Origin of the sequence: Microtetraspora fusca, from assembly GCF_001570365.1 — a bacterium.
GTDB classification, from domain to species: Bacteria; Actinomycetota; Actinomycetes; order Streptosporangiales; family Streptosporangiaceae; genus Microtetraspora; species Microtetraspora fusca.
In genome coordinates this window covers 138,236-164,542 of sequence record NZ_BBYK01000054.1, presented here as the reverse complement: position 1 = coordinate 164,542, position 26,307 = coordinate 138,236, and the positions used below count along the sequence as shown (strand labels likewise).

Genomic DNA, 26,307 nt, shown 5'->3' with positions numbered 1-26,307 from the left:
TACCTGTCGAAAAGTATGCACAACTCAGCATGATCATGCAAGCGAGCGCGGCCCCGCCACCCCGCCGCGAGCTCGGGGGTCGGCACCCTGGCGTCCGTACCTACCGGTCGGTATCGTGATTTTTCCGGTTACCATCGCGGCTTGGAGCGCAGTCCATGGCTATGACGCACGACCAGGTAAAGGCTCAGCTCACCGCGCCCGGCCAGCTCTTCGAGATGGAAGAGGTGGAGGCAGCGGGGACGACGATCCGCGCGTGGAAGCACGCTCCCCGGACCTTCCGGGACCTGCTGGAGAACAGCCGGTTCCAGGGCGAGAAGGTCTTCCTGATCTATGAGGACGAGCGGATCACCTACGAGGAGCACTTCCGCCGTGCGGCGACCCTGGCGCGGCGGCTCGTGGAGGACTACGGCGTCCGCACGGGCGACCGGGTGGCTCTCGCGATGCGGAACTATCCCGAATGGGTGGTCGCGTTCTCCGCGATCCTGGCCGCCGGGGCGGTCGCCGTGCCGCTGAACGCGTGGTGGACCGGTCAGGAGCTCGCGTACGGCCTGGCCGACTCGGGGGCGAGCCTGCTGATCGCCGACGCCGAGCGCGCCGCGCGGGCCGCGGAGGCGGACGGGCCCGGGATACCGGTGATCGTCGCACGCGGGCCGGGGGCGAACCTCGCCGAGGTGATGGGCGAGGTGCGGGCCGACGTGACCCTGCCCCCGGTCGACCTCGGCCCCGACGACCCGGCCACGATCTTCTACACCTCGGGGACCACCGGCCGCTCGAAGGGCGCGCTCGGCACCCACCGCAACCTCGGCCAGGCGCCGATGACCGTGGCGTACGCGATGATGCGCGCGACGCTGCTCGCCGGGAAGGACCCCGCGGAGACGGCCTCGGCCAAACGGGTCACGCTCCTCGCGGTGCCGCTGTTCCACGTGACCGGCTGCTTCGCCGTGCTGATCCCGACGATCTTCACCGGGGGCACGCTCGCCCTCATGTACAAGTGGGACGCCGAACGCGCGCTGCGAACCATCGAGCGCGAGCGGGTCACCGCCCTCGCCGGCGTGCCGACCAACGCGTGGCAGCTCCTCGCCCACCCCGCGCTGGAGCGCCACGACATCTCGTCCCTGACCTCCATCTCCTACGGCGGCGCGCCTGCCCCGCCCAAGCTGCTGGAGCGCATCACCGAGCTGCTGCCGGGCCGCGCGCCCGCCAACGGGTACGGCATGACCGAGACGACGGCGCTGGCCGTCTACAACTGCGGCGCGGACTACGCGGCGCGGCCGGACAGCATCGGCCTCCCGCTCGCCGTCAACGACGTCAAGATCTGCGATCCGGGAGGGGCGGAGCTGCCTCCGGGCGAGGTCGGCGAGCTGTGCATCCGCGGGCCGATCGTGATCAGCGGCTACTGGAACCGGCCGGAGGCCACCGCGCAGACCTTCGTGGACGGCTGGCTGCACACCGGCGACCTCGCCCGGGTGGACGAGGAGGGCTTCGTCTATATCGTCGACCGGGCCAAGGACATGGTCATCAGGGGCGGCGAGAACGTCTACTGCGCCGAGGTCGAGGCCGCGCTGTTCGAGCATCCCGGCGTCGACGACGTGGCGGTGATCGGCGTCCCGCACGACGAGCTGGGCGAGGAGGTCGGCGCGGTGGTGCGGCGCGCGCCGGACTCGGCCGTCTCCGCGGACGAGCTGCGGGACTTCGTGCGCGAACGCCTCGCCGGGTTCAAGGTCCCGGCGACGGTCTGGTTCCTGGAGGAGGAGCTGCCCCGCAACCCGGGCGGCAAGATCCTCAAGACCGCGCTGCGCCGCCGCGTCCTCGGCTCCTGACACGGAATCCCGGCGCGCCTCGTAGCGCGCCGGGTTACCTCGCGGGTAATCGACGGGGCACACCGCGTCGTGGGAACTTTCCGGTGTCAACGAAGACACGCGAACTGAGGAGTCCCCGTGAGCGACTTTTCCACCCTGGTCGACCGCTACATCGCCGCCTGGAACGAGACCGACGCCGCCGCCCGGGCCGCGGCCGTGGCGGAGCTGTGGGCCGAGGACGGCGGCTACACCGACCCGATGGCGGCCGTGCGCGGCCACGACGCCATCGCCGCCGTGATCGCGGGTGCCCAGGGGATGTTCCCCGGCTTCGTGTTCAGCCGTGGCGAGGTGCTGGACGGCCACCACGACCTCGTGCGGTTCACCTGGCACCTGGCTCCGGAGGGGGCCGCCGAGCCGGTCGTGATCGGCTTCGACGTCGCCGCGCTGGACGCCGACGGCCGCATCCGCGACGTGCACGGCTTCCTCGACAAGGTGCCCGCGATGTGAGCGGCGGGCGCGGTCCCCCGGTGCCCCGGAGGGACCGCGCCCCACCGCCTGCGCCCGAAAAACCGATTGCCCGGCGGTCCGCGGTCGGTGAATATGGCCGTCCGTGTCTGAACGCTCGGATCGATCGCTGAGGGCGCTGGCCCGCCGGATGCGCGTCGACGTCACCCCGCTGCGCGAGTCTCGCGACTTCCGCCTCCTGCTCGGCTCCGGCATGATCACCATGCTCGGCACCCTGTTCACCATGGTGGCCGTGCCGTACCAGGTGAAGCAGCTCACCGGGTCGCCGCTCGCGGTCGGTCTGGTGAGCATGGCCGAGTTCGTGCCGATGGTGGTCTGCGGGCTGTGGGGCGGTGCGATCGCCGACGCGCTCGACCGGCGCAAGATCGTGATCTACTCCGAGCTGGGGCTCTGCGTCACGACCGGCATCCTGCTGGTCAACGCCCTGCTGCCCCATCCGCAGGTATGGGTCCTCTACGTCGCGGGCGCCCTGTCCGCCGGGTTCGCCAGCGTACGCGGCCCGAGCGAGCAGGCGATGGTCAACCGGGTGGTCAAGCTCGACCAGATGACCGCCGCGTTCGCGTTGCAGGGCCTCGTGCGCAACAGCGCGGTCATCGTCGGCCCCGCCGTCGGCGGGCTGGCCGTCATCGCGCTCGGCACCGCCACGTCGTACGGCGTCGACGTGGCCTCGTTCCTGATCTCGCTGGCGCTGCTGGTGCGGGTGCGTCCCGTGGCGCGGCCCAAGGACGCCTCCCCCGCCTCGCTGCGGTCGCTGGCCGAGGGCGTCCGCTACGCCGTCCGGCGCCCCGACCTGATGGGCACCTACCTTGTCGACATCGCCGCGATGGCGTTCGCCAGCTCGACCGCGCTGTTCCCCTTCCTCGCCGACGACCTGGGGACGCCGCAGGCGCTCGGCCTGCTGTACGCCGCCGGAGGGGTCGGCTCGGTGGTCGCCTCGCTGACCTCCGGCTGGACCGCCCACGTGCATCGGCACGGGATGGCCGTGATCGTGTCGGCCGCGCTGTGGGGTGTCTCGGTGGCGATCGCGGCGCTCATGCCGAACGTGTGGCTGGTCTTCCTGTTCCTCGCCGTCGCGGGCGGCGCGGACATGGTGAGCGGCCTCTTCCGCGGCACGATCTGGAACCAGACCATCCCCGACGAGTACCGCGGCCGCCTCGCCGGGATCGAGCTGCTCTCCTACTCGACCGGCCCGATGCTCGGCGACGTGCGCGCCGGGACGCTGGCCGGCTGGGGCGGCAGCCGGTTCTCGCTGGGGTTCGGCGGCCTGCTGTGCGTGGGCGCGGTGGCCGCGATGGCGGCCGCGCTGCCCCGCTTCCGCCGCTACGACGCGCGCACCGACGAGCACGCCCTCGCCGAACGCGCCCGCCGCGCGGAGCAGCCCGCGGCCACCTGACACAACCCGGACGAACCCGCCCCTCACCGCGACCGGCTGGTTACGATGTGCGCATGACGGCAGCGGTAGTGGAGACAGAGACGGCGGAGACGACACCAGCGGCGGAGGCAGAGGCACGGAGCGACGTCATGAGCGACTCATCGGAGCTGCCCGGCTGGGTTTTCCCGCCACTCAAGGGCTACACGGCCACGGACCTCGATCACATTCCGGATTTGCCTGCGCACACAGAGTTGATTGACGGAAGCTTGGTCTTCGTGAGCCCTCAGACCTCCTTCCACTCACGTGCCGTGTCCCTTCTGGAGAACGCTCTGCGCGGAGTCGCTCCGCGCGAGCTACGGGTCCGGCGCGAGATGAGCCTGGTCCTCGACTCGCGCCAGCGGCCGGAGCCCGACGTGACCGTCATCCGTGCCGAAGCGGAGCAGGAGGACGAGCAGACCGCCTACCAGGCGGCCGACGCGGTTCTGGTGGTCGAGGTCGTCTCGCCCGAGTCCGAGGTCCGCGACCGCAAGCGCAAGCCGGTGCTGTACGCCGAGGCGGGCGTCCCGCACTTCTGGCGGGTGGAGAACCAGAAGGGCCGGCCCGCCGTCTACGTCTACGAGATCGACCCCGGGACCTCGGCTTACTTCCTCACCGGCATCCATCACGACCGGCTCAAGGTCTCGCTGCCCTTCGAGATCGACATCGACCTCACCGAGATCGACCGCTTCTGACCGACGCGCCCCCGTACGGCTCACGCGGGGCGCGCGGCACACCGCCTCCGGCTATCCGCCGAGGCGCAGGACGACGATGTCCTCCCGGTCGAAGAGCAGCCGGTAGCCGTCCCGCACGTAGTCGTCGATCACGCCGCGCAGGTCCTGTCCGGCCGACGCGATGATCCACGGGGTCCCCCGGTGGCGGTAGTCCCACCACAGGACCGTGTCGCGGCCGGACAGGTGGGGGCCGAAGTCGTTGCTCGCCTCCACCACCACGCCGTCGGGGACCAGCGCGAGCGCCTCCTGCCGCGCCGCCGCCCGGGCGTCCGCGGCGTAGAAGTCCGGACGGAGCAGCTCGCCGAAGGGACGGGGCGGCACCAGGGTGAGCGCGACGGCGCAGATCGCGACGGACCACACCAGGCCGAACCGTTCCGGCTCCGCGAACCGCTCCTTCCGGCGCAGCAACCGGATCAGACGTGCCGTGCCGTCCACCCCGGCGAGGAAAAGGATCGCGACGGTGAACGCGTCGTAGTGCCAGGCGGTGGACCACCAGTTGGGCGCGTCGGACAGCATCCGCTCGGCGATGTGCGGCAGCGCCGCCAGCGCGATCGGCGACAGGAGGCAGAGGAACAGCGTCGGCCACAGCAGCAGCGCGGTCGTGTCCAGCTTGACCTGGTCGGCGGTCAGCACGCCGAGGACGCGCAGCGGGTCGGTCACGGCCGTGCGCAGCACGTCGGGCAGGTCCGCGCCGAGCTGGGAGAAGTACCAGCGCTCGTCCGCCCGGCCGCCCGCCAGCGGGATCAGCACCTTGCGGGTGACCTCCATCGCGGCCACGCCCCCGACGACGACGGCCACGCCGAGGCGTCGTTTCCGGGTGAGGAACAGCCAGGCGCCGACGCCCGCCACGATCAGCCCGGCGTCCTCCTTGGTCAGCAGCAGGCCGGCCAGCGCGAGGAGACCGGGGATCCGCCTCTCCGCGTCCAGCCGCTCGATCGCCGCGGCGGTCAGGACGGGGACGAACGCGACCTCGTGGAACTCCACGCTGACGGTCTGCGCGATCGGCCAGGACAGCGCGTACGCGACCACGGCCAGATAGGCGGGAGCGGTACCGAGCCGGCGGCGGGTGAAGGCCCACAGGAACGGGACGGCCAGCGCGAACAGGACGGCCTGCGCCACGATGAGCGTCGCGGGACCGTCGTGCAGCCAGTACAGCGGGGCGAGCAACGCCAGGATCGGCGAGAAGTGGTCGGCGAGCTGGAGGTAGTCCGTCCCCCGATCCAGGGTGACACCCAGGAGCGGCACGACGGGCGGCCGGAAGTGGGCGTAGCCGCGCACCGTCTGATCGAAGATCGTCAGATCGTACGTGCCGGTGCGGAAGTTGCGCAGCTTCGTCAGCCCGTGGAGGGAGTACACCGCGACGGCGACGGCGCATCCGGCGGCCAGCGCGACGGCGTGGCGCGGCCACCGGCCCGGCGGCGGCACGGCCGCGAGCATCCGGCGGACGGCCGGGAACGCGAGCGGCGAGCGCCTCCGGGGGGCGGCGGAGTCCACGGGACGGTCAGGGACGCGGGTCCTCCAGGCCATGGCCGGAGAGTACGGGCCTGGCGCGTTCCACGACCAGCCCCGGTTCTCACGCGCGTCACGCCGTCCCGGCCCGAAGGGCGGTGACCTGGTGACCCGCCCCGGCCACGGGGTGAAACGTTCACCCGGGGAACGCGGTGCCGCCCCGGCCCTCCGCACCGTCTCGGGAGGGGCCGGGGCGGCTCCGCGGCCTACCGGCCGTACACCTCGAACTCGTAGAGCGAGTAGCCGTAGGACGTGGCCCGCGTGACGCCCTGCATGCGGACGTAGCGCGCGCTCACCGGGGCGAAGGCGACGTTGTCCACGCCGCCGTCGCCGGTCGTGGTCGAGTAGACCGTGGTCCAGGTGCTCCCGTCGGTCGACGTCTGGATCCGGTACGCCTTGCCGTACGCCGCCTCCCAGCGCAGGATCACCCGGGCGACGGTCGTGACCGCCCCGAGGTCCGCCTGGAAGTACTGGTTGTCGCTGAACGCGCTGGACCAGCGGGTGGAGCGGTCGCCGTCGTTCGCGTTGGCGGGCGGGTAGAGGAAGCTCTCCTTGCTCGACGCGCTCACCGAGGCCCGAGCGGCCAGGTTGGCGACGTTGTCACCGCGCCGGGCCGGGAAGGAGACCGCCTGCTGGTAGGTGGGCCGGTTCTGCCAGGAGATCAGGTCCTGCTTGACCCCGCCGAGCGGCGACTGCCGCACCGCGTCGGCGCACCACTGGTCGCCCGCGGAGCAGACGTCGTCGGCCGGGTAGGTGACCGCCGCCGTCTCCGCGAGCGCCGCGGACAGGCTGTCCAGCAGGACCGTACGGCACGCCTGCACGGTGGCCCCGCAGTACCGGGCCGGGAGCGCCCCTTGGACGGTGTCACCCAGCACGTTCCTGATGTCCTTGTCGACGTAGCCCCACCAGCCGTACTGGAACGAGGAGCCCTTGTGCGTCTGGGCCTCGTTCGCCGACGTGGCGAGGGTGGAGGTGTCGCCCTGCTGCCGCCCGGACGGCGACTCGTTGATCTGCAGGGCGTCGACCAGCGATCGGTAGAGCCCGTCGCCGAGGCCGGACCGGAACTGCGCCCGCACCAGCTTGGGCCACCAGGCGTCGAAGACGCGGATCGCGTCGGCGTGCGCGTACGTCTTGCTGCCCGGTGAGGTCTCGGCGCGGCGGGCTCCGGCGGAGGCCCAGGCGGACAGCTTGGAGACGGCCGAGGCGAGCGCGGGGTCGCTCACATCGGTGTTGTTGATCACGCGGAGCAGGTTGGGCAGGACCTTCCAGCCGCGCAGGTCCGTGATCGCGGCGTTCGCCATGATCTTCACGGTGCCGGCCCGGTCGAGGGTGCCCGAGGCGAGCGCGGCCTTCACCGGCGCGTCCAGCAGGTCCGCCCGGTGGACGGAGCCGAAGCTGAAGTTGCCGTCGGCCGCCGCGTAGTCCTTGGCCTGCTTGTTGTTCCAGCTCACGAAGTAGTCCTGGTTGACCGCCTGCGGGTGGGTGCTCGCCGCCGCGTACGTCGCGCTGTTGGCGTCCGGGTCGTACCCGGCCCACTCGTGCGCGGCGTCCGCGACCATCGGCAGGTTCGGATCGGCGACCGCCGAGCGCACCGGGCTGCTCCCGGACATGAAGTACGCCGAGTCGGTCGAGTTCACGTAGAACCAGTTGAACGCGAAGCCGATGTTGGCGGCGGAGTTCTGGAACGCGGCGGCCGACCCCATCTCGGCGGGGTCGTTGAACATCTGGAAGCCGACCGCCGAGTCGGGCTCGTGCCGGTAGGTCGAGCGAAGCGCCGTGAAGGCGGTCGGCACCCCGTCCACGGTGCCGCGCCACGTCACCAGGCCGTACTTCGTGCGCTTGGCCACCAGCTCGTACGACCCGGCCCCGGTGGAGTCGGCCGTGTTCGGCTTCCAGGAGTTCTTCTTGCGCAGCGTCTCCATCGCCGTGCAGGCGCCGCGGTACAGGTAGTGGTCGGAGGCCGTGGTGGGCGTCCCGCCCTTCGGGTCGCACAGCGTGATCGCGTACGTGTCGGTGATGTCCTGCGTGCTGGACGTGGCGCTCCAGGCATAGTCGGCGCCCCGGCCGAGCAGCACGTACAGGTTGATCCCGGCGAACGCGGCGCCGCGCGCGCGGATGCCGGGGCCGTTCAGCTCCTCCAGCATGAGCAACTGCGGGGCGAAGTAGCCGGTCTGCGGGCCGAAGACGGCGACGGGGTGGCCGGTGGCCGACTTGGCCGCCGACACGACGATCGCGTTCGACATGCCGGGCTTGGCGTTGTCGACGGTGAGGCCGCTCAGGGGGCTCTTCGCGGCGGTCGTGGCGGTGGTGGCGGTCCCGGTCCGGTTCTCGACGATGTCGACCGGCGCGGTCGAGGGATCGGGCAGCACGACGCCGGTGGTGCCGGCGGGCGCGGCTCCGGAGGGGAAGCTCTGGCCGGCGTGGAGGGTGAGCACGGTCTCGGGGTCGTTCTCGCCGCGGAACGCCGCCCAGACCTGGTCGCCCACCGCGGCGCCGTACTTGGCCCGCGCGGCGACCCGGACCAGGGCCGACTGCATCTCGTTTCCGCCGCCGCCGCCGAACAGGCCGCCGATCACGCCGGAGATCGCGACCAGGTCGGTCATGGTGAAGTTGACCGGGCCGCCCTTGTTGGTGATCGCGTCGAGGTGCCCGGTCAGGACGTACTCGCCGGGGCAGTTGCGCTTGGCCATGCAGACGCCGATGTACGCGTTGATGCCGTCGATGTAGTTGCGCACGTCGGAGTAGAGCTGGGCGCCGCGTGGACCGGAGTCGCGCACCCGGTCGATCTGGGCCTGCAGATCCGCCTCGGTGTAGGGCGAGTTACGCCAGACGCTCTGCTCCAGCTCCCGGTTGCCCTGGGCGCCTCCGGCGAACGGGGTGAGGTCGCCCCGGCCGACGTGCCGCATCAGGTCCATGACCCACAGACGGTCCTGCGCGCCCGCGTACCCGGCGCCGAACATGGTGCCCTCGCGGGTGGTGCCGGTGATGTGCGGCACGCCGGTGGCCTTGTCACGGACGATCGTGACGTCCGAACGGGGGCTGACCGTGCTCTCGACCTGCCCGGCGGGCACGCCGAAGGAGGCGTCGTTGAAGAACGACGCGATCTGGTCCTCGGTCAGGCCGGTGTAGCCGGAGATGAGCCCGGCGTACCTGCCGAGCTGGTCGGAGCTGTGCGCCGGGCGGGTGCCGACGCTCTGGTTCCCGAGGATGTCGACCAGCGTGGCGTTGCCGTTCTGGCCGGGAGGAAGGATGTCGGCGCACTGGCCGAGGCAGTAGTCGTCGGTGACCGCGTCGGCCGCCGACGAGGCGGACGACGAGGCGGAGGCGGCCGACGTCGCCGGTAAGCCGGTGATCACGAGGGCGAGCACGGCGGTGGCCGTGAGCGCCCCTCGAAGGCGCGCGTGCATGGGGAACTTCCCTTCGCGAGAAGCCGGGGGGTGTCGGGGGTTACGGTTTTCGCGCGCGAATATGAGGGCTGCTCAGCTCTGGACGATACTCGTTGGTAACCCTCGCATCAATGGGTGATTTCGCCTCCGGACACGGCGATGCCCGCCCGGCGGGAGGCCGGACGGGCATCGATGGGTCCTGGACGTGCGGGTCAGACGTGCGGGTCAGCCGTGCGGGTCAGACGCCGCGCAGCCGGGCCCCGGTCCGCTCGTGGGCGAGCGCCACGGCGGCGTCGCGGGCGGCCGTCGTCTCCTCGACGGTGAGCGTGCGGTCCGCCGCGCGGAACCGCAGCGTGTACGCCAGGGACGTGTGGCCCTCCTCCACCTGCTCGCCCGTGTACACGTCGAACAGCCGGACCGACTCCAGCAGCTCGCCGGCGCCCTCGCGCAGCGCGGCCTCGACCTCCGCGACGGTCACCTCGGAGCGGACGACCAGCGCCACGTCCTGGGTGGCCACCGGGTACGCGGACACGGCGGGCGCCTGCACCGGCCCCGGCGGGGTCAGCAGCGACAGCTCCAGCTCCATCGCGGCGGTGCGCGGCGGCAGGCCGCACGCCTCGACGACGCGCGGGTGCAGCTCGCCGGCGTGCCCGACGAGGACGTCCCCGACGTACAGCGCGGCGCACCGGCCCGGGTGCCACGGCTCGTGCTGGTCGGCCCGCGCCTCCAGCTCGACGCCGGCCTCACGAGCCACGGTCCGCGCCGCCTCGATCGCGTCCGCCCAGGAGGCCTGGCGGCCCGCGCCCCACCAGCCGGACCGGTCGAACTCCCCGGCCAGCACGGCGGCGACGCGGAACGGCTGCCGCGGCAGCGCGCTCTCGATCCGGGCCAGCTCCTCCGCCGTGGGCCTGCGGTCCACGGCGAGCACCGGCGCGGCCGCCGGGGCGTCCGGCTCCGGCCGGTAGACGAGGCCGGTCTCGAACAGCGCCACGTCGCCGAAGCCGCGGCCCACGTTGCGGACCAGCGTCTTCAGCAGGCCCGGCAGGAGGGTCGTCCGCATGTACGGCTCGTCCTCGCTGAGCGGGTTGACCAGCCGGGTCACCCGCCGGCGCGGGTCATCCGCGGGAAGCTGCAGGTTGTCCAGGTCGCGGACCCCGATGAACGGGTAGCAGAGCACCTCGACGTAGCCCGCGTAGGCCAGCGCCCGGCCGACCCTGCGGCGCAGCCGCTGCCCCTCGGTCAGCCCGGCCCCGGCGGGGGCGGGGGGCAGCACCGAGGGCAGGCCCTCGTAGCCCTCCAGGCGGATGACCTCCTCCGCCAGGTCGTTCGGGTCGGTCAGGTCCGGCCGCCACGACGGCGGGGTGACCGTGAGCAGGTCGTCGCCGCGCACGGCCAGCTTCTCGTGCAGGTCGGCGCCGGACACCACGCCGGTCGCGGCCACGCCGTGAGCGCCGCCGTCGCCGCTCGCCGCGTCCGCGCCCTCGACGACCGCGCAGCCCACCTGCTCCAGCCGGCGGATCACGGTCTCCCGCTCGTACGGCAGGCCCGCGACACGTCCCGGGTAGTCGGACGGGATGACGACCCGCACCGGGGCGACGTCCACCTCGGCGTGCGTGACGCCCGGGTCGGCGGTGCCGGCGCCCAGCTCGACCAGGAGCTGGACGGCGCGCCAGGAGGCGACCAGCGGCAGCTCCCGGTCCACGCCCCGCTCGAACCGCTTGGACGCCTCGCTGACCAGGTCGTGCCGGCGGGACTCCCGGGCGATGCCCGTGGCGGAGAAGTGCGCCGCCTCGATCACGATGTCGGTCGATGAGTCGGAGATCTCGGTGTGGAGCCCGCCCATCGTGCCGGCCATCGAGATCGGCCCGGTGTCGTCGGTGATGAGGATGTCCTCCGCGTGGAGCTTCCTCGTCACGTGGTCGAGCGTCTCCAGGGTCTCCCCCGGCTTGGCCCGCCGTACGACGATCTCGCCGGACAGGCGGGACCGGTCGAACGCGTGCAGCGGCTGGCCCAGCTCAAGCATCACGTAGTTCGTGACGTCCACGGCGAGCGAGACGGGGCGCATGCCGGCGCGGATGAGCCGCACCCGCATCCACAGCGGGCTCTCGGCGGCCGGGTCGAACCCGGACACCGAGCGCAGCACGAACCGGTCGCACGCCGTCGGGTCGCCGATCGACGCCGGATAGGACGGGCCGGACGCGGCCGGCAGCTCGACCGCGGCCGGGTCGCGGAACGGCACGCCGAACGCGGTCGCGGCCTCGCGCGCGACGCCCCGGATCGACAGGGCGTACCCGCAGTCGGGCGTGATCTCCAGCTCCAGCACGTCGTCGCGCAGGCCGAGGAGTTCGACGACGTCGGCCCCGATGGGCGTGTCCTCCGGGAGCAGCAGGATGCCCGGCGAGGACTCGGCGATGCCCAGCTCGGCCTCCGAGCAGATCATGCCGTCCGACTGCCGCCCGTACGTCTTGCGGGAGCCGATCTCGAAACCGCCGGGCAGGACGGCACCGGGCAGCGCCACCGGCACGATCGCGCCCTCGGAGAAGTTGGTCGCGCCGCACACGATCTCGCGCGGCGCGGCCTCCCCCACCTCGACCAGACAGTGCCTGATCGGCTTCTTGAAGCCGGCGAGCTCCTCGATGACGACGACCTGACCGACGACCACGTTCTTGATCTCGTGGCCGTGGGAGGTGATCGCCTCAAGCTTGAGACCGGCGGAGGTGAGCTTGTCGGCCACCTCCTGAGCCGTGACGGCCGGGAGATCGACGTACTCCCGCAGCCATGAAAGCGGGACCTTCATCAGACCTCCATTCCGAACGGCAGGGTGAAGCGGATGTCGCCCTCGACCATGTCACGCATGTCCTCGGCGTTGTTGCGGAACATCAGGGTGCGCTCGATGCCCATCCCGAACGCGAAGCCGGAGTAGACCGAGGGGTCCACGCCGCAGGCGATCAGCACCCGCGGGTTGACCATGCCGCAGCCGCCCCACTCGATCCACCCCTCCGACTTACAGGTACGGCACGGCGGGTTGCCCGGCGCGGCCGACGCGCCGCGGCAGACGAAGCAGCGCAGGTCCATCTCGGCGGACGGCTCGGTGAACGGGAAGTAGTTGGGCCGGAAGCGGGTGGTGATGCCCTCGCCGAACATCACCTCGGCGAACCGGTCGAGCGTGCCCTTCAGGTGGGCCATGGTCAGCCCCTTGTCGACCGCGAGCCCCTCGACCTGGTGGAAGACCGGCGTGTGGGTGGCGTCCAGCTCGTCGGTGCGGAAGACCTTGCCCGGGGAGACGACGTACACCGGCAGCTCGCGCGCGAGCAGGGCGCGGATCTGCACCGGCGACGTCTGGGTGCGCAGCACCTTGCCGGAGGCCGTGCTCTCGACGAAGAACGTGTCGTGCTCGGAGCGCGCGGGGTGGTCCGGCGCGATGTTCAGCGCGTCGAAGTTGAACCACTCGCCTTCGAGCTCCGGCCCCTCGGCCACCTCGTAGCCCATCGCCACGAACGCGTCGGCGACGCGCTCCTGCAGCGTGGTCAACGGGTGGCGGGCGCCGCGCGGCCGCCGGTCCCACGGAAGGGTGACGTCGACGGTCTCCTCCACGAGGACGCGTGCGTCGCGCTCGGCCTCCAACTCGGCCTGGCGGGCGGCGAGCGCCTGCCCGATCTCCTTGCGCGCGCCGCCGATGCGCTTGCCCGCCTCGGAGCGCGCCTGCGGCGGCAGCGCGCCGATCTCGCGGTTGGCCAGCGCGATCGGCGAGCGATCGCCTGCGTGCGCGAGCCGTACCTGCTTCAGTTCGTCGAGGTCGCGCGCCGCCGCGATCGCGGCGAGGGCGTCGGCCTGTGCCCGCGCGACCTCGTCGGCGTGCAGCGGCGTCACCTCGACCGGGTCATAGGTGTTCGACAAGAGAGAGCTCCGTATCCAGGGCTTAAGCGTGCACGAGTCTAGTGCCGGATGGGTCAAGATACGCCCCCGCCAAGATCGGCGACGGAGGCTCCGGCGCGGCCGGCCACCCGTGCTGGGACGGGGCCGCCGGCCCTCGGGGCGCCCACCGGGCTGAGATCGGCTCTGACTCCGGCGGCGAGAGATCGGCTCCGAGGTCAGGCGAAGTCAGGGGTCCCGGTGGGCACGGTAAATCGAAACTCGGCGCCGCCGCCGGGCGCGCGCTGCACGGTGATCGTGCCGCCGTGGGCCTCGACCAGGCCCTTGACGATGAAGAGGCCGAGGCCGGTGCCGCCCCGCCTGCGGCCGTTGCCGCGCCAGAACTGCCGGAAGACGCGCGTGACCAGCTCGGGCGCGACGCCCTCACCCTGATCGCGCACGGACACGGCCACTCCCAATTCGACGGCTTCGACCACTATGGTCACCGTACCGCGCCCGTGGCGCACCCCGTTTTCCAGCAAGTTGCCGAGGATCTGGTCGATCTTGTCCTGGTCGCACCAGGTCTCGGGCAGCTCGCCGCGCACTTCCAGGTGGAACCGGTCGGCGGGCTCCCCCGCGGCGATCCGGCCCTCGATGAGCCGGCGGGCGCGGGCGGGGATGTCGACGACCTGGCGGTGGACCTCCAGCCGGCCGGACTCGATCCGGGACACGTCGAGCAGGTCGGTGATCAGCCGGGTGACCCGATCGGCGTCGGCGTTGACGGTCTGCAGCATGACGAGCTTCTGCGCGTCGGTGAACCGGTCCCACTTGGCCAGCAGCGTCGCGGTGAATCCCTTGACGCTGGTCAGCGGCGACCTCAGCTCGTGCGCGACGGTGGAGACGAGGTCGGCCCTGCTGCGTTCCAGCCGGGCCCGGGCCGAGGCGTCCCGCAGTGTGACCACCACGCGGACCACGGGGCCGCCGCGCTCGGGACGGCGGACCAGCCGGGCGGCGAGCAGCACCTCCCGCCGTCCCGGGAGGTGCACCGGGCGCTCGGGCTGGCGGGCCCGGGTGGACAGGCCGCCGTGCGGGTCGAGGCACTTCCACCAGTCGCGGCCCTCCGGGTCACGGAACGGCAGCGCGTCGGTGACGTGCCGTCCCACCGCCGTGCGGCGGGCCACTCCGGTCAGCCGCTCCGCGGCCCGGTTGACGAGCAGGACGACGCCGTCGGAGTCGGTCACCACGAGACCGTCGGGGAGATCGTCGGCACAGACGTCCGCACTCCCGTCCGCGACCGGTTGTCGGGCGCCCCGAGGAGTGCCCTCACCTCGCACGCGACCGCCTCCCTCGATCCTGTGAAGCACGCCGGATGGGGGACCGCGCGTGTTCCAAGGCCGACAATAGCGGGTTTCCCGCTCTAGTCGGCCGTCTCAGACCGCGGGGGTAGATGGATCTTCCACGCGATGTAAGGTCTGCCGCTGCGCCCGCGCCGAGGCGTACAGGCAGACCGCGGCGGCGGTGGCGAGGTTGAGGCTCTCGGCCCGCCCGTAGATCGGCACCCGCACCACCTCGTCGGCGAGTTCGAGCAGCGCCGGGGGCAGCCCCCACGCCTCGTTGCCGAAGAGCCACGCGGTGGGCGCGCCGAGATCGACGTCGTCGAGGGTCGCCTTGCCGGTGCCGTCCGCCGCGAGGACGCGCATCCCGGCGTCCCGTACGTGCCGCACCGCGTCCTCCACCCGCGAGCCGGTGGCGACGGGGAGGTGGAACAGGCTGCCCGCGCTGGCCCGGACGCACTTGCCGTTGTACGGATCGACGGAGGCGTCGGTGAAGACGACCGCGTCGGCGCCGGCGGCGTCGGCCGTCCGCAGGACGGTGCCGGCGTTACCGGGGTCGCGGACGTGGGCGAGGAGGGCGACCAGCCGTGCGCCGGACGGCACCGCCTCGGAGAGCGGGACGTGGACGAACCGGCAGACGCCCATCAGCCCCTGCGGGGTGACGGTCTGGGCCAGCTCGGCCATGACCTCGCCGCTGACCCGGAACACGGGGACGCCCGCCGCGACCGCCGCCGCGACGATGTCGGCGTGTCTGATCTCGGCCTCGGCCGTGGCGAACAGCTCCACGGTCACGCCGTCGAGCGTGAGAGCCTCGCGTACGGCCTGCGGCCCCTCGGCCAGGAAGGCCCGGTCGCGGTCCCGGAAGGCGCGCTTCGTGAGCCGCCGCGCGGCTTTCACCCGCGGGGACCTGATGTTGGTGAGCTCGGTTCCGGCCATGCCTTCCCTCGTCAAAAGGGGCCCACCGGATGCCGGTGAGCCCCTATGAATGCTGAATCGCGTCTGACTCAGGCGACCGGCGCGTTCACGTCGGCCGGAAGAGCCTTCTTCGCCGCCTCGGCCAGCGTGGCGAAGGTCTGGCCGTCGTTCACCGCGAGGTCGGCGAGGATCTTGCGGTCCACCTCGATGCCCGCGAGGCGCAGGCCCTGGATGAACCGGTTGTAGGTGATGCCGTTCGCGCGGGCCGCGGCGTTGATCCGCTGGATCCACAGGCGCCGGAAGGTGCCCTTCTTGTCCTTGCGGTCGCGGTACGCGTAGGTCATCGAGTGGAGCATCTGCTCCTTGGCCTTGCGGTACAGCCTGGACCGCTGCCCACGGTAACCGCTCGCCCGCTCGAGGACGACCCTGCGCTTCTTCTTGGCGTTGAGCGCCCGCTTCACGCGTGCCATGTTGTTCAGTCTCCCCGGGGTCGGTTACTTCGCGAGCAGCTTCTTGATCTTCTTGGCGTCGGCGTCGCTGATCACGACGTCGTTCTCGAGCCGGCGCGTGCGGGTGGACGGCTTGTGCTCGAAAAGGTGCTTCCGGTTCGCACGCCGGCGCACGATCTTGCCGGAGCCGGTCAACCGGAACCGCTTCTTCGCACCGCTGTGCGTCTTCATCTTCGGCATCTCAGCCGTCTCTCCCTCATTGGTCGTGCCGAAGGCCCGGGCCGGTGACCCGAGCCGACGGCATGCCTGGCTCTGCGAGACCGTCCCGGTCTCGGCTTCTCCATGCGTGTCTGATCCCTCAGACGCGCGCGTCACTCCGCGGGCGCTGACTCCGGCTCCACGGACTCGGACTCGGACTCGGAATCCGACGCGCGCTGTGCCTTGGCCGCTGCCTTTTCGGCCTTGGCCTCGGCCTTCTTCTTGTGCGGGCCGATGACCATGATCATGTTTCGCCCGTCCTGCTTGGGCTGTGACTCCACGAAGCCCAGCTCGGTGACGTCCTCGGCGAGCCGCTGCAACAGCCGGAAGCCCAACTCCGGCCGGGACTGCTCGCGACCCCGGAACATGATCGTGACCTTGACCTTGTCCCCCGCCTTGAGGAAGCGCACGACGTGACCCTTCTTGGTCTCGTAGTCGTGCGGGTCGATCTTCGGCCGGAGCTTGATCTCCTTGATGATCGTGTGTGCCTGGTTACGGCGGGCCTCGCGCGCCTTCATGGCCGACTCGTACTTGAACTTGCCGTAGTCCATGAGCTTGCACACGGGCGGCCGGGCCGTCGCCGCGACCTCGACGAGGTCGAGATCGCTCTCCTGGGCCAGCTTCAGTGCATCGCCGATCGAGACGATGCCGACCTGCTCGCCGTTCGGGCCGACGAGGCGAACCTCCGGCACGCGAATACGATCGTTGATGCGGGGCTCGGTGCTGATGGGACCTCCAAAGGACTTCCGCTTGATGCTCGACCGTGCAGGAAAACACAAAACCCCGCACGTCACGCATGCGGGGTCACTGAGCTCTCGTGGCGAGAACCCTGGTTGTGATCCTTGACCCGTCCGCCTTTCGGCCGATCAGGTGGGAGGAGGACCTCCGCTTGCGCGTCCAGCCGGCATGCCGGACCGATCAGTTGCCAACACTACCACACCGTGCCTATTGCGCTCGCTACGCTCGCGCGGGCTCGGGGGCACCCTCAGGCGATGCCTTCCCTCGTCGCTCGGAGTCGCTCGTCCCTCGCCCACTCGCTCCTCAGTCCAGACACCGCCGCGCCCCTCGCAGTGCTTACTTGCCTCACAGTGCTTATTGGCCTCGCTTCGCTCGCGCGGCTACTTGGCTGCCGCGGCGCGCCTGTGGATCTCCGCCTCGCCGGCCGCGCGCATCTCCTCGACCGGGACGTCCGTACGGCCGGTCATCAGCTCGACCTGGCGAACTGCCTGGTGCAGGAGCATCGGGAACCCGCCGATGACGACCGCGCCGCGTTCCTGGGCGGTCCGCGCCAGCGCCGTCGGCCAGGGCGCGTAGACCACGTCGAACACCGCCTTCGCCCGGGTGGCCCGCGCGGCGAACGCGTCCGCGGCCCCCGACGGCAGCGTGGAGACGACCAGGTCGACGTCGGCGTCGAAGTCCTCGAACGTGCGGACGGCGACCACGACGCCGAGCCGTTCGGCGACCTCCAGGGTCTCGGCCGCGCGGGACGGCTCGCGCACCGCCAGCGTCACCTCGCGCAATCCCATCTCGCGCAGCGCGGCCAGGGTGGACGCCGCGGTCGCGCCGCCGCCGAGGATCGAGGCGCTGGAGGGCGCCGTCACCCCGCCCTCGGCGAGCGCCTGGACGATGCCGTACACGTCCGTGTTCTCGCCGTGGCGGCGGCCGTCGCGGAAGACCACCGTGTTGGCCGCGTTCACCTCGACCGCGAGGTCGGAGACCGTGTCGAGCAGCGGGAACACCACGCGCTTGAGCGGCATCGTCAGCGACAGCCCGGCCCACTCGGGGCCGAGCCCGTCGACCAGCCCGGCGAGGTCGTCCTCGCCGCACTCGATCGCGTCGTAGCGCCATTCGGTCAGGCCGAGCGCGGCGTACGCGGCGCGGTGCAGGATCGGGGAGAGCGAGTGGCGGACCGGGAGGCCGAGCACCGCCGCGCGGCGCGGCCCCCCTCCGGCGGCTCCGGTCATCCGTTGTTCCGGTTGAACTCGGCGACGAACTTCAAGAACTCCGACTCCTTGTCGGTGAACTTGGTGATGCCCTTCTTCGGATCGACGGTCACGAACCACAGCCAGTTGCCGTCGGCGGGCTTGAGCGCCGCCTCGATGGCGTGGTCACCGGGGTTGTCGATCGGACCGGGAGGCAGACCGGGATACTTGTACGTGTTGTACGGCGACGTGCTCTCCAGGTCCTTGTGGCTGGCGGCGATGCCGTACTTGTTCAGGCCGTACATGACCGTGCTGTCCATCGCCAGCTTCATCGGCGGGTTCAGCCCGAGGCGGTTGTAGATGACGCGGGCGACCTTGGGCATGTCCGCCTGGCTGCCCGACTCGGCCTGGACGATGCTCGCGATGGTCATGATGTCGTGGGCCGAGTAGCCGAGCTGCTTCGACTGGCGCTCCAGGTCGAGCCGCTGGGCGGTCTGGTTGAAGCGGTCGACCATCCGGGTGAGGATCTGGCTCGCGCTGAGCTTGGGCGAGATCTCGTAGGTGGCGGGGAAGGCGTAGCCCTCCAGCCGTCCCTTGGCATACCGGGGAAGGCCGATGTCCTGCTTGGCGGCCTTCTTGAACTCCTCGACCGGCTTGCCGGTGGCGGTGGACAGGTCGGTGAAGATCTTGCTGAGCCGCAGCCCCTCGCGGATCGTCAACTGGTTGCGCACGCGGTTGTTCGGGTCCAGCAGGGTGACCGCGGTCTCCGCCGACATGCCCTTGCGCAGCTTGTACTCACCCGGCTGGAGCGAGGAGCTCTTGCCCGCCGCGCCGATGGCGTTGACGAACGCCCGCGCGCTGGCGACCACGCCCTGCTCCTCCAGCTCCTGGGCCACGTCGGAGGCGGTCGCCCCCTCCTTGATCTCGACCACCACCTCGCCGCTGCCGGAGCCGGTGAAGTCCTTCGGCACGAGGAGGTCGCGGAACCAGTTGAAGCCGAGGTATCCCGCGCCGCCGAGCACCCCGGCCACGACGAGGATGGCGAAGAAGGAGGCCGCGAATCCCTTGCGGCGCTGCCGGCTGCGCCGCCGGCGGCTGCGGCGACGCTGGCTGCGGTTCGGGCCGCGGGCACGGCGCCGAGAGGGCCCGTCGTCGTCGGAGCCCAGCAGGAAGTCCATATCGAGGTCATTCATAGTGCGCTGGCCAATCTCTCGGTACGGCGCGCCCCGCGTCAAGCGAGTGTGCAGAACCGAGGGGGTTCCGGCGTTCGATTACGCGCCCGCCCCCGCGAGAGGCGGACGTGGGCCCCCGGTTACGGGCGGGCCGCCCCTCGCGGGAGGGAGCGGCCACCCGGGCCCCGCGCGGGCCAGGACGGTCCTTCCGGGCGTGAATGGTCATGTCCTAGGCGATCCCCAGGTACGCGTTCAACTCTTCCCGGTATTTCACAAACTCGTCCTCTTTGTCAGGGAATTTGATGATCCTATGGTGAAGATCGGTTCTGACAAACCGGTACCAATCGCCGGTTTTGGGGGCGAAGTGCACCAAGTATGGCATTACCGCCGGATTAGTCGGCGCGCGTGACCGGAGGAGGGGACTGCGGGAACGCCGGTGAGGACTTCGGCCGGGAGTGGGAAACGTGCCGGTGGAGGCCGCTTCGCGCCGGACGCGGACGGCCGACGCACCGGGGAACGCGGATCCAGACGGATGCGCCGCGAATGGACGGCCGGCACGGAGTGTCCGGCCGGCATTCCCGGGCCTGGCGAAAAGTCCGACCCGGTGTGGAATTTCGGGGACCGGGGTGACAACGCGGCGAGGGACCGTCCCAGCCGCGCGCTGCGGACGCGATCGGACCACCGGGACGGGGAGACGGGCGGGTGCGACCGCCGCGGCGGGCATCAGCCGGCTCCGCCGCTCGCCTTCCCGTCGCCGGGGCCGCCCGGCGGTCCGAGGCAGCTGCCCGGCGGCCGGCCGGTGGCGCGCTCGGAGTCGAGCGCCGCCTGGAGCAACTCCACAGCCGCCGCCTGGTCGATGACCGAACGCTGATTCTTGGCTTTCACGCCACTGGAGCGCAGCCGCTGCTGCGCCGTGACCGTCGTCAGCCGCTCGTCGAAGAGCCGGATCGGGACCGGCGCGAGCCGCTCGGCGAGGACGGCGGCGAACTCGCGCGCCGCCCCGGCCGCGTGGCTCTCCCGCCCCGACAGGGACGTGGGCAGGCCCACGACCACCTCGATCGCCTCGTGCTCGGCGACGATCGCGGCGATCCGCTCCACGTCGCCCCGGCCGCGCCGTACGGTCTCGACCGGCGTGGCGAGCAGCCCCGAAGGGTCGCTGCGCGCCACGCCGACGCGTACGGATCCGACGTCCACGCCGAGTCGCACACCCTGCCTCATGGCCGGCTCTCCCCGAAAGACCCGGTGATCAGGTGAGGGACGAGGAGATGGTCTGCTCGACGGCGCGCAGCGCGTCGTCGATCGCCTCGGCGCGGGTACCGCCGCCCTGAGCGACGTCGTCCTTGCCGCCACCGCCACCTCCAAGCGCCTTGGCGGCGACGCCGACCAGCTGTCCGGCCTTCAGGCCGCGCCCGCGTCCCGCCTCGTTCACCGCGGCGACGACGACCGGCCGGTCGGAGGGGACGCCGGCGACCACGACCACCGCGGCGCGGTCGCTCGGGAATCGGCCGCGCACGTCGAGGGCGAGCTTACGCAGGTCGTCGGGCGAGGTGCCAGCGGGCGCGCTGTGCGTGACAATCGAGACGCCGTGCACGTCGGCCGCTCCGGCGGCCAGCTCGCCCGCGACCGCGAGCACCTGCGCCGAGCGGAGCCGCTCCAGCTCCTTCTCGGCGGTGCGCAGCCGGATGACGATGCCCTCGACCCGCTCGGGCAGCTCCTCGCGGCGGGTCTTGAGCTGCTCGCTGAGCTGCGCCACCAGGACGCTCTCGCGGGCCAGGAAGCGGAAGGCGTCCAGGCCGACCAGCGCCTCGACCCGGCGCACGCCCGCGCCGATCGACGCCTCGCCGAGGACCTTGACCAGGCCGAGCTGGCCGGAGCTCGCCACGTGGGTGCCGCCGCACAGCTCGCGGGAGTAGTCCCCGACCTCGACCACGCGCACCTCGTCGCCGTACTTCTCGCCGAAGAGCGCGAGCGCGCCCATGGCGCGGGCCTCCGACTGGGACGTGTAGAACGCGTTGACCTTGAGGTCGTTGATCAGGACCGCGTTGACCTCGTCCTCGACGTCGCGCAGGGCGCTCGGGGAGACGGCGCCGGCGGCGGTGAAGTCGAAGCGGAAGCGTCCGGGCGAGTTCTCCGAGCCCGCCTGCGCCGCCGACTCGCCGAGCGCGTTGCGGAAGCCCCGGTGCACGAGGTGGGTCGCGGTGTGGCTGCGGGAGATCGCGCGGCGCCGCTCCAGGTCGATCTCGGCCTGCGCCTGCTCGCCGACCCGGATCTCGCCGGTGCGGACCTTGCCGCGGTGCACGATCAGGCCGCCGATCGGCGACTGCACGTCCATGATCTCGACCTCGGCGCCCGCGGTGCGGATGACGCCCTGGTCGGCGAGCTGGCCGCCGCCCTCGGCGTAGAACGGCGTGCGGTCGAGGACGACCTCCAGGACGGTGCCCTCCCCCGCCGCCGGGACGGAGCCGCCGTCGACGATCAGGCCGATGACGTTGGTCTCGGCCGTGGTGTGGTCGTAGCCGAGGAAGTCGACCCGGCCGGCCTTCTCGAGCATGCTGCTGAAGACGGAGATGTCGGCGTTGCCGGTCTTCTTGGCCGCCGCGTCCGCCTTGGCGCGGTCGCGCTGCTCCTTCATGAGCCGGCGGAAGCCCTCTTCGTCGACCTTGAGGCCCTGCTCGGCGGCCATCTCCAGGGTCAGGTCGATCGGGAAGCCGTAGGTGTCGTGGAGCTGGAACGCCTGGTCGCCGCCCAGGGTGGCGGCGCCCTTGCGCTTGGACTCCTCCGCGGCCGCGTCGAAGATCGCCGTACCGGTGCGGAGGGTGCCGAGGAAGGACGCCTCCTCCGCGTCGATGACGGTGTGGATGTTGGCCGCGTCGCTCTTCAGCTCGGGGTACAGCTCGCCCATCACGTCGATCGTGGTCGCGGTGAGCTCGTGCATGTACCGCTCCTCGCCCGCGCCGAGCAGGCGGAGGTTGCGGATGCTGCGGCGCAGGATGCGTCGCAGGACGTACCCGCGGCCCTCGTTGGAGGGCAGGACTCCGTCGGCGACCAGCATCACGCCGGCGCGCGTGTGGTCGGCCACCACGCGCAGCGACACGTCCGCGCGGCTGTCCCGGCCGTACTTCGTGCGGGTGAGCTCGGCCGCCCGGTCGAGGATCTTGTAGGTGGTGTCGATCTCGTAGATGTTGTCGACGCCCTGCAGGATCGCCGCCATGCGCTCCAGGCCCATGCCGGTGTCGATGTTCTTGCTCGGCAGCTCGCCCGCGATGTCGAAGTCGACCTTGTTGCGGACCGCGCTGAGCTGGAACTGCATGAAGACGTTGTTCCAGACCTCGAGGTAGCGGTTCTCGTCGGCGATCGGGCCGCCCTCTCGGCCGTACTCCGGACCGCGGTCGTAGTAGATCTCCGAACAGGGACCGCCCGGGCCGGGCACGCCCATGTGCCAGTAGTTGTCGGCCAGGCCCCGGCGCTGGATGCGGTCATTCGGGACGCCGACCGTCTTGTGCCAGATGTCGGCCGCCTCGTCGTCGTCCTCGTAGACGGTGACCCAGAGACGCTCCTCGGGGAAGCCGAAGCCGCCGTCGGACTCCGACCGGGTCAGCAGCTCCCAGGCGAACGGGATCGCCTTCTCCTTGAAGTAGTCGCCGAAGGAGAAGTTGCCCAGCATCTGGAAGAACGTGGCGTGCCGCGTGGTCTTGCCGACCTCGTCGATGTCCGGGGTGCGGATGCACTTCTGGACGCTCACCAGCCTCGACGCCGGCGGCGTGCGCTGGCCGAGGAAGTAGGGCTTGAAGGGCACCATGCCCGCGGGCACCAGAAGCAGCGTCGGGTCCTCGGCGATGAGGCTGGCCGAGGGCACGACGGTGTGCCCGCGCTCTTCGAAGAAGCGCAGGAAGCGGCGGGCGATCTCTGCCGACTCCATTTCAGCGGCCATCCTTTACGTCGTGGTCGTGGTTTCTGTCAACACTTTCGAGTCCCATGCGGGAACGCAACTCGGTTTCCCGCTCCCGCGCGATGGCGCGGACGTCCCCGGCGAACTCCGCGAGCTCGCCGGCCAGTCCCGCGGCCCGGTCGGCCGCGCGCCGGGCGACGCTGTCCGGCCGCATGGCCTGAAGCTTACGCATGGCCCAGACCGCGAGGAACGCGCCGACGGCGATGTAGAAGGTCCGGCGGATCACGGGCGCCGCCCTCCGATCGCCCGCCGCTCCCGCCGGGCCAGCGCCTCGCGGACGCCGTAGCTCAGGGCGGACAGCTTGATCATCGGTCCGGCGAACAGCATGGCGGCGACACCGGTGATCTTCACCATGTTGCCGCTGACGTCCTTGACGTTCTCGGTGATCGCCTCGACCGCGACGAGCTGGCGGTTCGTCTCGTTGACCGTGTGGCCGACGTCCTCAAGGAGGGGCACCACCCGATCGCTCAGCTCGGACACCACCTTGGTGGTCTCGGTGAGCAGGCGGGCCAGCCTGACGAGCACGACGGCCATGAAGCACACCAGGATCGCCCAGAACATCGCGACGATCAGACCGGCGACCTCTCCCGCGGTAAGCATGTGCGGATCCGTCTCCTCGGTAGGTGGCAAGGCGCGTGACGTCGCGCGAATCCGCGCCGCGCGTCTCGGGCGCGCGGATCCGGCTGGAATGGCAAGACCCTACCGCGAACGCCGGACACGCCGAGGCCCACCACGCCTTCCCGGGCCCGCTCCAGACCTCCCGCGCCCCTCGTCAGGCGCCGGTCTCGCCCCTGAGGAAGGCGCGGATCCTGGCCCAGCGCTCCGCGAACCTGGCCTCCGCTCCGTGCTTGGTGGGCCGGTAGTAGCGCCGGTCCCGGAGCTCCTCGGGGGCGTAGTCCTGCCGGACCAGGCCGTGCTCGAAGTCGTGGGGGTACTGGTAGCCCTTGCCGTGGCCGAGCTTGCTCGCCCCGGCATAGTGGGCGTCGCGCAGGTGGGAGGGGACCTGCCCGATCTGGCCGCGCCGTACGTCGTCGGCGGCGGCCCCGATGGCCGAGATCACCGCGTTGGACTTGGGGGCGAGCGCGCAGTGGATCACGGCCTGGGCGAGGTTGATGCGGCCCTCGGGCAGCCCGATGAACTCAACCGCCTGTGCCGCCGCCACGGCGACCTGGAGGCAGGTGGGGTCGGCCATGCCCACATCCTCTGAGGCGAAGATCACAATCCGGCGTGCGATGAACCGGGGGTCCTCCCCCGCCTCGACCATCCGGGCCAGGTAGTGCAGGGCCGCGTCCGCGTCCGAGCCGCGCATGCTCTTGATGAACGCGCTGACCACGTCGTAGTGCTGGTCGCCCTGGCGGTCGTAGCGGACCGCCGCCTTGTCGACCGCGCGCTCCACGACCTCGACGGTGATCTGGTCGGCCAGCAGCGCCGCCGCTTCCAGGTAGGTGAGCGACCTGCGGGCGTCGCCCCCGGCGAGCCGTACGAGCTGGTCGAGCGCGTCGGGATGCAGCGTGGCGCGCCCGTCGAGGCCGCGCGGGTCGCGCACCGCCCGCTCGAGGACGGCGCGAACGTCGTCCTCTCCCAGCGACTCCAGGGTGAGCAGCAGCGACCGCGACAGCAGCGGCGAGATGACGGAGAAGAACGGGTTCTCGGTGGTGGCGCCGATGAAGGTGACCCAGCGGTTCTCGACCGCGGGAAGCAGGGCGTCCTGCTGGGCCTTGTTGAACCGGTGCACCTCGTCGACGAACAGCACCGTCTGCCGCCCGCTCATGCCCAGCTCGCGACGGGCCTGGTCGATCGCGGCGCGTACGTCCTTGACGCCGGCGGAGACGGCGGAGATCTCCACGAACCTGCGCTTGGTCGCGCCCGCCACGACGTAGGCGAGCGTGGTCTTCCCCGTGCCCGGCGGTCCCCACAGGAACAGGGACATGGGGGCCTCGCTCTCGACCAGGCGGCGCAGCGGCGTGCCGGGGCCGAGCAGGTGGCGCTGTCCGATCACCTCGTCCAGCCCGCGCGGGCGCATCCGGACGGCCAGCGGCTCGTGGCTCCTATGGGCCTCCTCGGCCACCGAATCGAACAGACTGTCCACAACCTCGACTCTAGCCGTTCCGGCCGAGCCACCCCGCCGGGAACCATCACGCTCGGGGCGCGGCGGTGTCTGGACTGAGGAGCGAGTGGGGAGCGAGGGACGAGCGACTCCGAGCGACGAGGGAAGACATCGCCTGAGGGCGCCCCGAGCCCGCGCGAGCGAAGCGAGCGCAAATAGACACGGGCGCGGCGGTGTCTGGACTGAGGAGCGAGTGGCCCGCGAAGGGCGCGGCGGTGAAGTAACCGAGGAACGCCCGCAGCGACGAAGGAGCGAGGACGTGACGAGGGCACGAGCCGACTTCGGGCGCCCCGAGCCGCCGAGAGGAGCGAGGCAGTACGCACAGCGAGGAACGAGCGACTCCGGGCGACGAAGGAAGACATCGCCGCGCCCCGAGCCGCCGAGCGGAGCGAGGCGATTGAACGCTGCCGTCAGCCGCCCCAGACCGCCGTCGCCCCGCTGTGCCCGGCGCGTACGACGTAGTAGCCCGCGACGACGGCGAGGACCACTGAGGCGGCGGACAGGGCCGTGCCGGCCACCTTCGGCCACCGCCGCGCACCGAAGACGAGCAGCAGGGCGACCACGCCGAGCGCGCCGGTGCTCAGCAGCAACGGGTTCGCGAAGGCCTCGTGCGCGTTGACGGCGGCCGACGGGTGTCCCTCGAAGAGCTTCCTCTCGAAGGACTCTCCGCTCTCCTTCGCCACGAACACGGCGACGGGCGCTCCGAGCGCCGCCAGGACAAGTAGCCAGTCGAGCTTCGCGCGGAACCTCGGCAGCACGGCGTAGCCGACGCTGAGGAGTCCCAGCAGCGGCGTGAGCACCACGGCGGCGTGGACGAGCAGGGGGTGGACGGGCAGGCCGAACATCTCGTCGAACATGGGCGTCGCTCCTGGCTTCGCGATCGTGTCAGGGTGGTCCCTCACCCTGATGCGTACGTGATCACGGCGAGGTTCTCAGAGAGATCTGAGAACAATATGAGCGCACGCGGCGCCGGCTAACGTAAGCGACC

Annotated in this window: 21 protein-coding genes; 4 read left to right on the top strand and 17 right to left on the bottom strand. The window is 71.4% G+C overall.

What is annotated here, in order from left to right; translation table 11 throughout:
• Positions 1 to 155 precede the first annotated feature (155 nt).
• The 4 genes from AWQ68_RS24150 to AWQ68_RS24135 all read left to right on the top strand — a co-directional run bounded on the left by AWQ68_RS24150 (position 156) and on the right by AWQ68_RS24135 (position 4,427).
• A complete protein-coding gene (locus tag AWQ68_RS24150) occupies positions 156 to 1,820 on the top strand; it encodes a class I adenylate-forming enzyme family protein (RefSeq protein WP_066943910.1) in 1,665 nt (554 codons plus the stop codon).
• Between the two features lie 117 nt (positions 1,821 to 1,937).
• Positions 1,938 to 2,306, top strand: a complete 369-nt coding sequence (locus AWQ68_RS24145) for a nuclear transport factor 2 family protein (RefSeq protein ID WP_066943908.1) — start codon at positions 1,938 to 1,940, stop codon at positions 2,304 to 2,306.
• Positions 2,307 to 2,409: 103 nt separating this feature from the next.
• Positions 2,410 to 3,717, top strand: coding sequence for an MFS transporter (locus AWQ68_RS24140; protein ID WP_245656066.1), 1,308 nt, complete (start codon positions 2,410 to 2,412; stop codon positions 3,715 to 3,717).
• A gap of 53 nt (positions 3,718 to 3,770) precedes the next feature.
• A complete protein-coding gene (locus AWQ68_RS24135) occupies positions 3,771 to 4,427 on the top strand; it encodes a Uma2 family endonuclease (RefSeq protein ID WP_084464338.1) in 657 nt (218 codons plus the stop codon).
• Between the two features lie 51 nt (positions 4,428 to 4,478).
• Here the strand turns inward: AWQ68_RS24135 and AWQ68_RS24130 are convergent, their stop codons facing one another.
• From AWQ68_RS24130 to AWQ68_RS24050, 17 genes are all read right to left on the bottom strand, one after another.
• Positions 4,479 to 5,993 carry a DUF2079 domain-containing protein gene (locus AWQ68_RS24130; RefSeq protein ID WP_245656065.1) on the bottom strand — a complete coding sequence of 505 codons (1,515 nt, stop codon included), beginning with the start codon at positions 5,991 to 5,993 and terminating at the stop codon, positions 4,479 to 4,481.
• A 188-nt stretch (positions 5,994 to 6,181) separates the two neighbouring features.
• Complete coding sequence (locus tag AWQ68_RS24125; protein ID WP_066943902.1) at positions 6,182 to 9,382, bottom strand: penicillin acylase family protein; 3,201 nt, start codon at positions 9,380 to 9,382, stop codon at positions 6,182 to 6,184.
• 217 nt (positions 9,383 to 9,599) lie between these two features.
• Entirely contained in the window at positions 9,600 to 12,158 is a 2,559-nt protein-coding gene (locus AWQ68_RS24120) for a phenylalanine--tRNA ligase subunit beta (RefSeq protein WP_066943900.1), read from the bottom strand.
• Positions 12,158 to 13,258: a phenylalanine--tRNA ligase subunit alpha gene (gene pheS, locus AWQ68_RS24115; RefSeq protein ID WP_066943898.1), complete on the bottom strand. Its 1,101-nt coding sequence runs from the start codon at positions 13,256 to 13,258 to the stop codon at positions 12,158 to 12,160. Before pheS ends, AWQ68_RS24120 begins: the two co-directional genes overlap by 1 nt.
• Positions 13,259 to 13,452: 194 nt before the next feature.
• The gene (locus tag AWQ68_RS24110; protein WP_066943896.1) at positions 13,453 to 14,547 is read right to left on the bottom strand and encodes a PAS domain-containing sensor histidine kinase; all 1,095 of its coding nucleotides are present in this window, start codon (positions 14,545 to 14,547) and stop codon (positions 13,453 to 13,455) included.
• Positions 14,548 to 14,643: 96 nt separating this feature from the next.
• The gene (locus AWQ68_RS24105) at positions 14,644 to 15,483 is read right to left on the bottom strand and encodes a TrmH family RNA methyltransferase (RefSeq protein ID WP_066943894.1); all 840 of its coding nucleotides are present in this window, start codon (positions 15,481 to 15,483) and stop codon (positions 14,644 to 14,646) included.
• 68 nt (positions 15,484 to 15,551) lie between these two features.
• The gene (gene rplT / locus AWQ68_RS24100; protein ID WP_066943892.1) at positions 15,552 to 15,932 is read right to left on the bottom strand and encodes a 50S ribosomal protein L20; all 381 of its coding nucleotides are present in this window, start codon (positions 15,930 to 15,932) and stop codon (positions 15,552 to 15,554) included.
• A gap of 24 nt (positions 15,933 to 15,956) precedes the next feature.
• Positions 15,957 to 16,151 (bottom strand): 50S ribosomal protein L35, encoded by a 195-nt coding sequence (rpmI, locus tag AWQ68_RS24095; protein WP_066943890.1) that lies wholly within the window; start codon positions 16,149 to 16,151, stop codon positions 15,957 to 15,959.
• A gap of 131 nt (positions 16,152 to 16,282) precedes the next feature.
• Positions 16,283 to 16,963, bottom strand: coding sequence for a translation initiation factor IF-3 (infC, locus tag AWQ68_RS24090; RefSeq protein ID WP_281217723.1), 681 nt, complete (start codon positions 16,961 to 16,963; stop codon positions 16,283 to 16,285).
• A 324-nt stretch (positions 16,964 to 17,287) separates the two neighbouring features.
• On the bottom strand, positions 17,288 to 18,133 hold the full coding sequence (locus AWQ68_RS24085; RefSeq protein ID WP_066943886.1) for a shikimate dehydrogenase: 846 nt from the start codon (positions 18,131 to 18,133) through the stop codon (positions 17,288 to 17,290).
• Entirely contained in the window at positions 18,130 to 19,284 is a 1,155-nt protein-coding gene (mltG, locus tag AWQ68_RS24080) for an endolytic transglycosylase MltG (RefSeq protein ID WP_066943884.1), read from the bottom strand. Before mltG ends, AWQ68_RS24085 begins: the two co-directional genes overlap by 4 nt.
• A 702-nt stretch (positions 19,285 to 19,986) precedes the next feature.
• Positions 19,987 to 20,481, bottom strand: a complete 495-nt coding sequence (gene ruvX, locus AWQ68_RS24075) for a Holliday junction resolvase RuvX (protein WP_066943882.1) — start codon at positions 20,479 to 20,481, stop codon at positions 19,987 to 19,989.
• Between the two features lie 28 nt (positions 20,482 to 20,509).
• The gene (gene alaS, locus AWQ68_RS24070) at positions 20,510 to 23,182 is read right to left on the bottom strand and encodes an alanine--tRNA ligase (RefSeq protein ID WP_066943880.1); all 2,673 of its coding nucleotides are present in this window, start codon (positions 23,180 to 23,182) and stop codon (positions 20,510 to 20,512) included.
• A 1-nt stretch (position 23,183) separates the two neighbouring features.
• Positions 23,184 to 23,438 carry a hypothetical protein gene (locus AWQ68_RS24065; RefSeq protein WP_066943878.1) on the bottom strand — a complete coding sequence of 85 codons (255 nt, stop codon included), beginning with the start codon at positions 23,436 to 23,438 and terminating at the stop codon, positions 23,184 to 23,186.
• The gene (locus tag AWQ68_RS24060; RefSeq protein WP_066943876.1) at positions 23,435 to 23,812 is read right to left on the bottom strand and encodes a DUF948 domain-containing protein; all 378 of its coding nucleotides are present in this window, start codon (positions 23,810 to 23,812) and stop codon (positions 23,435 to 23,437) included. The genes AWQ68_RS24065 and AWQ68_RS24060 overlap by 4 nt, the downstream gene beginning before the upstream one ends.
• Positions 23,813 to 23,984: 172 nt before the next feature.
• Entirely contained in the window at positions 23,985 to 25,301 is a 1,317-nt protein-coding gene (locus tag AWQ68_RS24055) for a replication-associated recombination protein A (RefSeq protein WP_066943874.1), read from the bottom strand.
• Between the two features lie 428 nt (positions 25,302 to 25,729).
• Complete coding sequence (locus AWQ68_RS24050) at positions 25,730 to 26,176, bottom strand: DUF2231 domain-containing protein (RefSeq protein ID WP_066943872.1); 447 nt, start codon at positions 26,174 to 26,176, stop codon at positions 25,730 to 25,732.
• Positions 26,177 to 26,307: the final 131 nt, after the last annotated feature.

What these genes read in the sequence shown, in the direction of transcription:
- AWQ68_RS24120 (WP_066943900.1), bottom strand. Translation starts at nt 12,158, where the DNA reads ATGAAGGTCCCGCTTTCATGGCTGCGGGAGTACGTCGATCTCCCGGCC.
- alaS (WP_066943880.1), bottom strand. Translation starts at nt 23,182, where the DNA reads ATGGAGTCGGCAGAGATCGCCCGCCGCTTCCTGCGCTTCTTCGAAGAG.
- rpmI (WP_066943890.1), bottom strand. Translation starts at nt 16,151, where the DNA reads ATGCCGAAGATGAAGACGCACAGCGGTGCGAAGAAGCGGTTCCGGTTG.
- AWQ68_RS24130 (WP_245656065.1), bottom strand. Translation starts at nt 5,993, where the DNA reads ATGGCCTGGAGGACCCGCGTCCCTGACCGTCCCGTGGACTCCGCCGCC.
- rplT (WP_066943892.1), bottom strand. Translation starts at nt 15,932, where the DNA reads ATGGCACGCGTGAAGCGGGCGCTCAACGCCAAGAAGAAGCGCAGGGTC.
- AWQ68_RS24050 (WP_066943872.1), bottom strand. Translation starts at nt 26,176, where the DNA reads ATGTTCGACGAGATGTTCGGCCTGCCCGTCCACCCCCTGCTCGTCCAC.
- mltG (WP_066943884.1), bottom strand. Translation starts at nt 19,284, where the DNA reads ATGAATGACCTCGATATGGACTTCCTGCTGGGCTCCGACGACGACGGG.
- AWQ68_RS24085 (WP_066943886.1), bottom strand. Translation starts at nt 18,133, where the DNA reads ATGACCGGAGCCGCCGGAGGGGGGCCGCGCCGCGCGGCGGTGCTCGGC.
- ruvX (WP_066943882.1), bottom strand. Translation starts at nt 20,481, where the DNA reads ATGAGGCAGGGTGTGCGACTCGGCGTGGACGTCGGATCCGTACGCGTC.
- AWQ68_RS24105 (WP_066943894.1), bottom strand. Translation starts at nt 15,483, where the DNA reads ATGGCCGGAACCGAGCTCACCAACATCAGGTCCCCGCGGGTGAAAGCC.
- AWQ68_RS24135 (WP_084464338.1), top strand. Translation starts at nt 3,771, where the DNA reads ATGACGGCAGCGGTAGTGGAGACAGAGACGGCGGAGACGACACCAGCG.
- AWQ68_RS24125 (WP_066943902.1), bottom strand. Translation starts at nt 9,382, where the DNA reads ATGCACGCGCGCCTTCGAGGGGCGCTCACGGCCACCGCCGTGCTCGCC.
- AWQ68_RS24060 (WP_066943876.1), bottom strand. Translation starts at nt 23,812, where the DNA reads ATGCTTACCGCGGGAGAGGTCGCCGGTCTGATCGTCGCGATGTTCTGG.
- AWQ68_RS24150 (WP_066943910.1), top strand. Translation starts at nt 156, where the DNA reads ATGGCTATGACGCACGACCAGGTAAAGGCTCAGCTCACCGCGCCCGGC.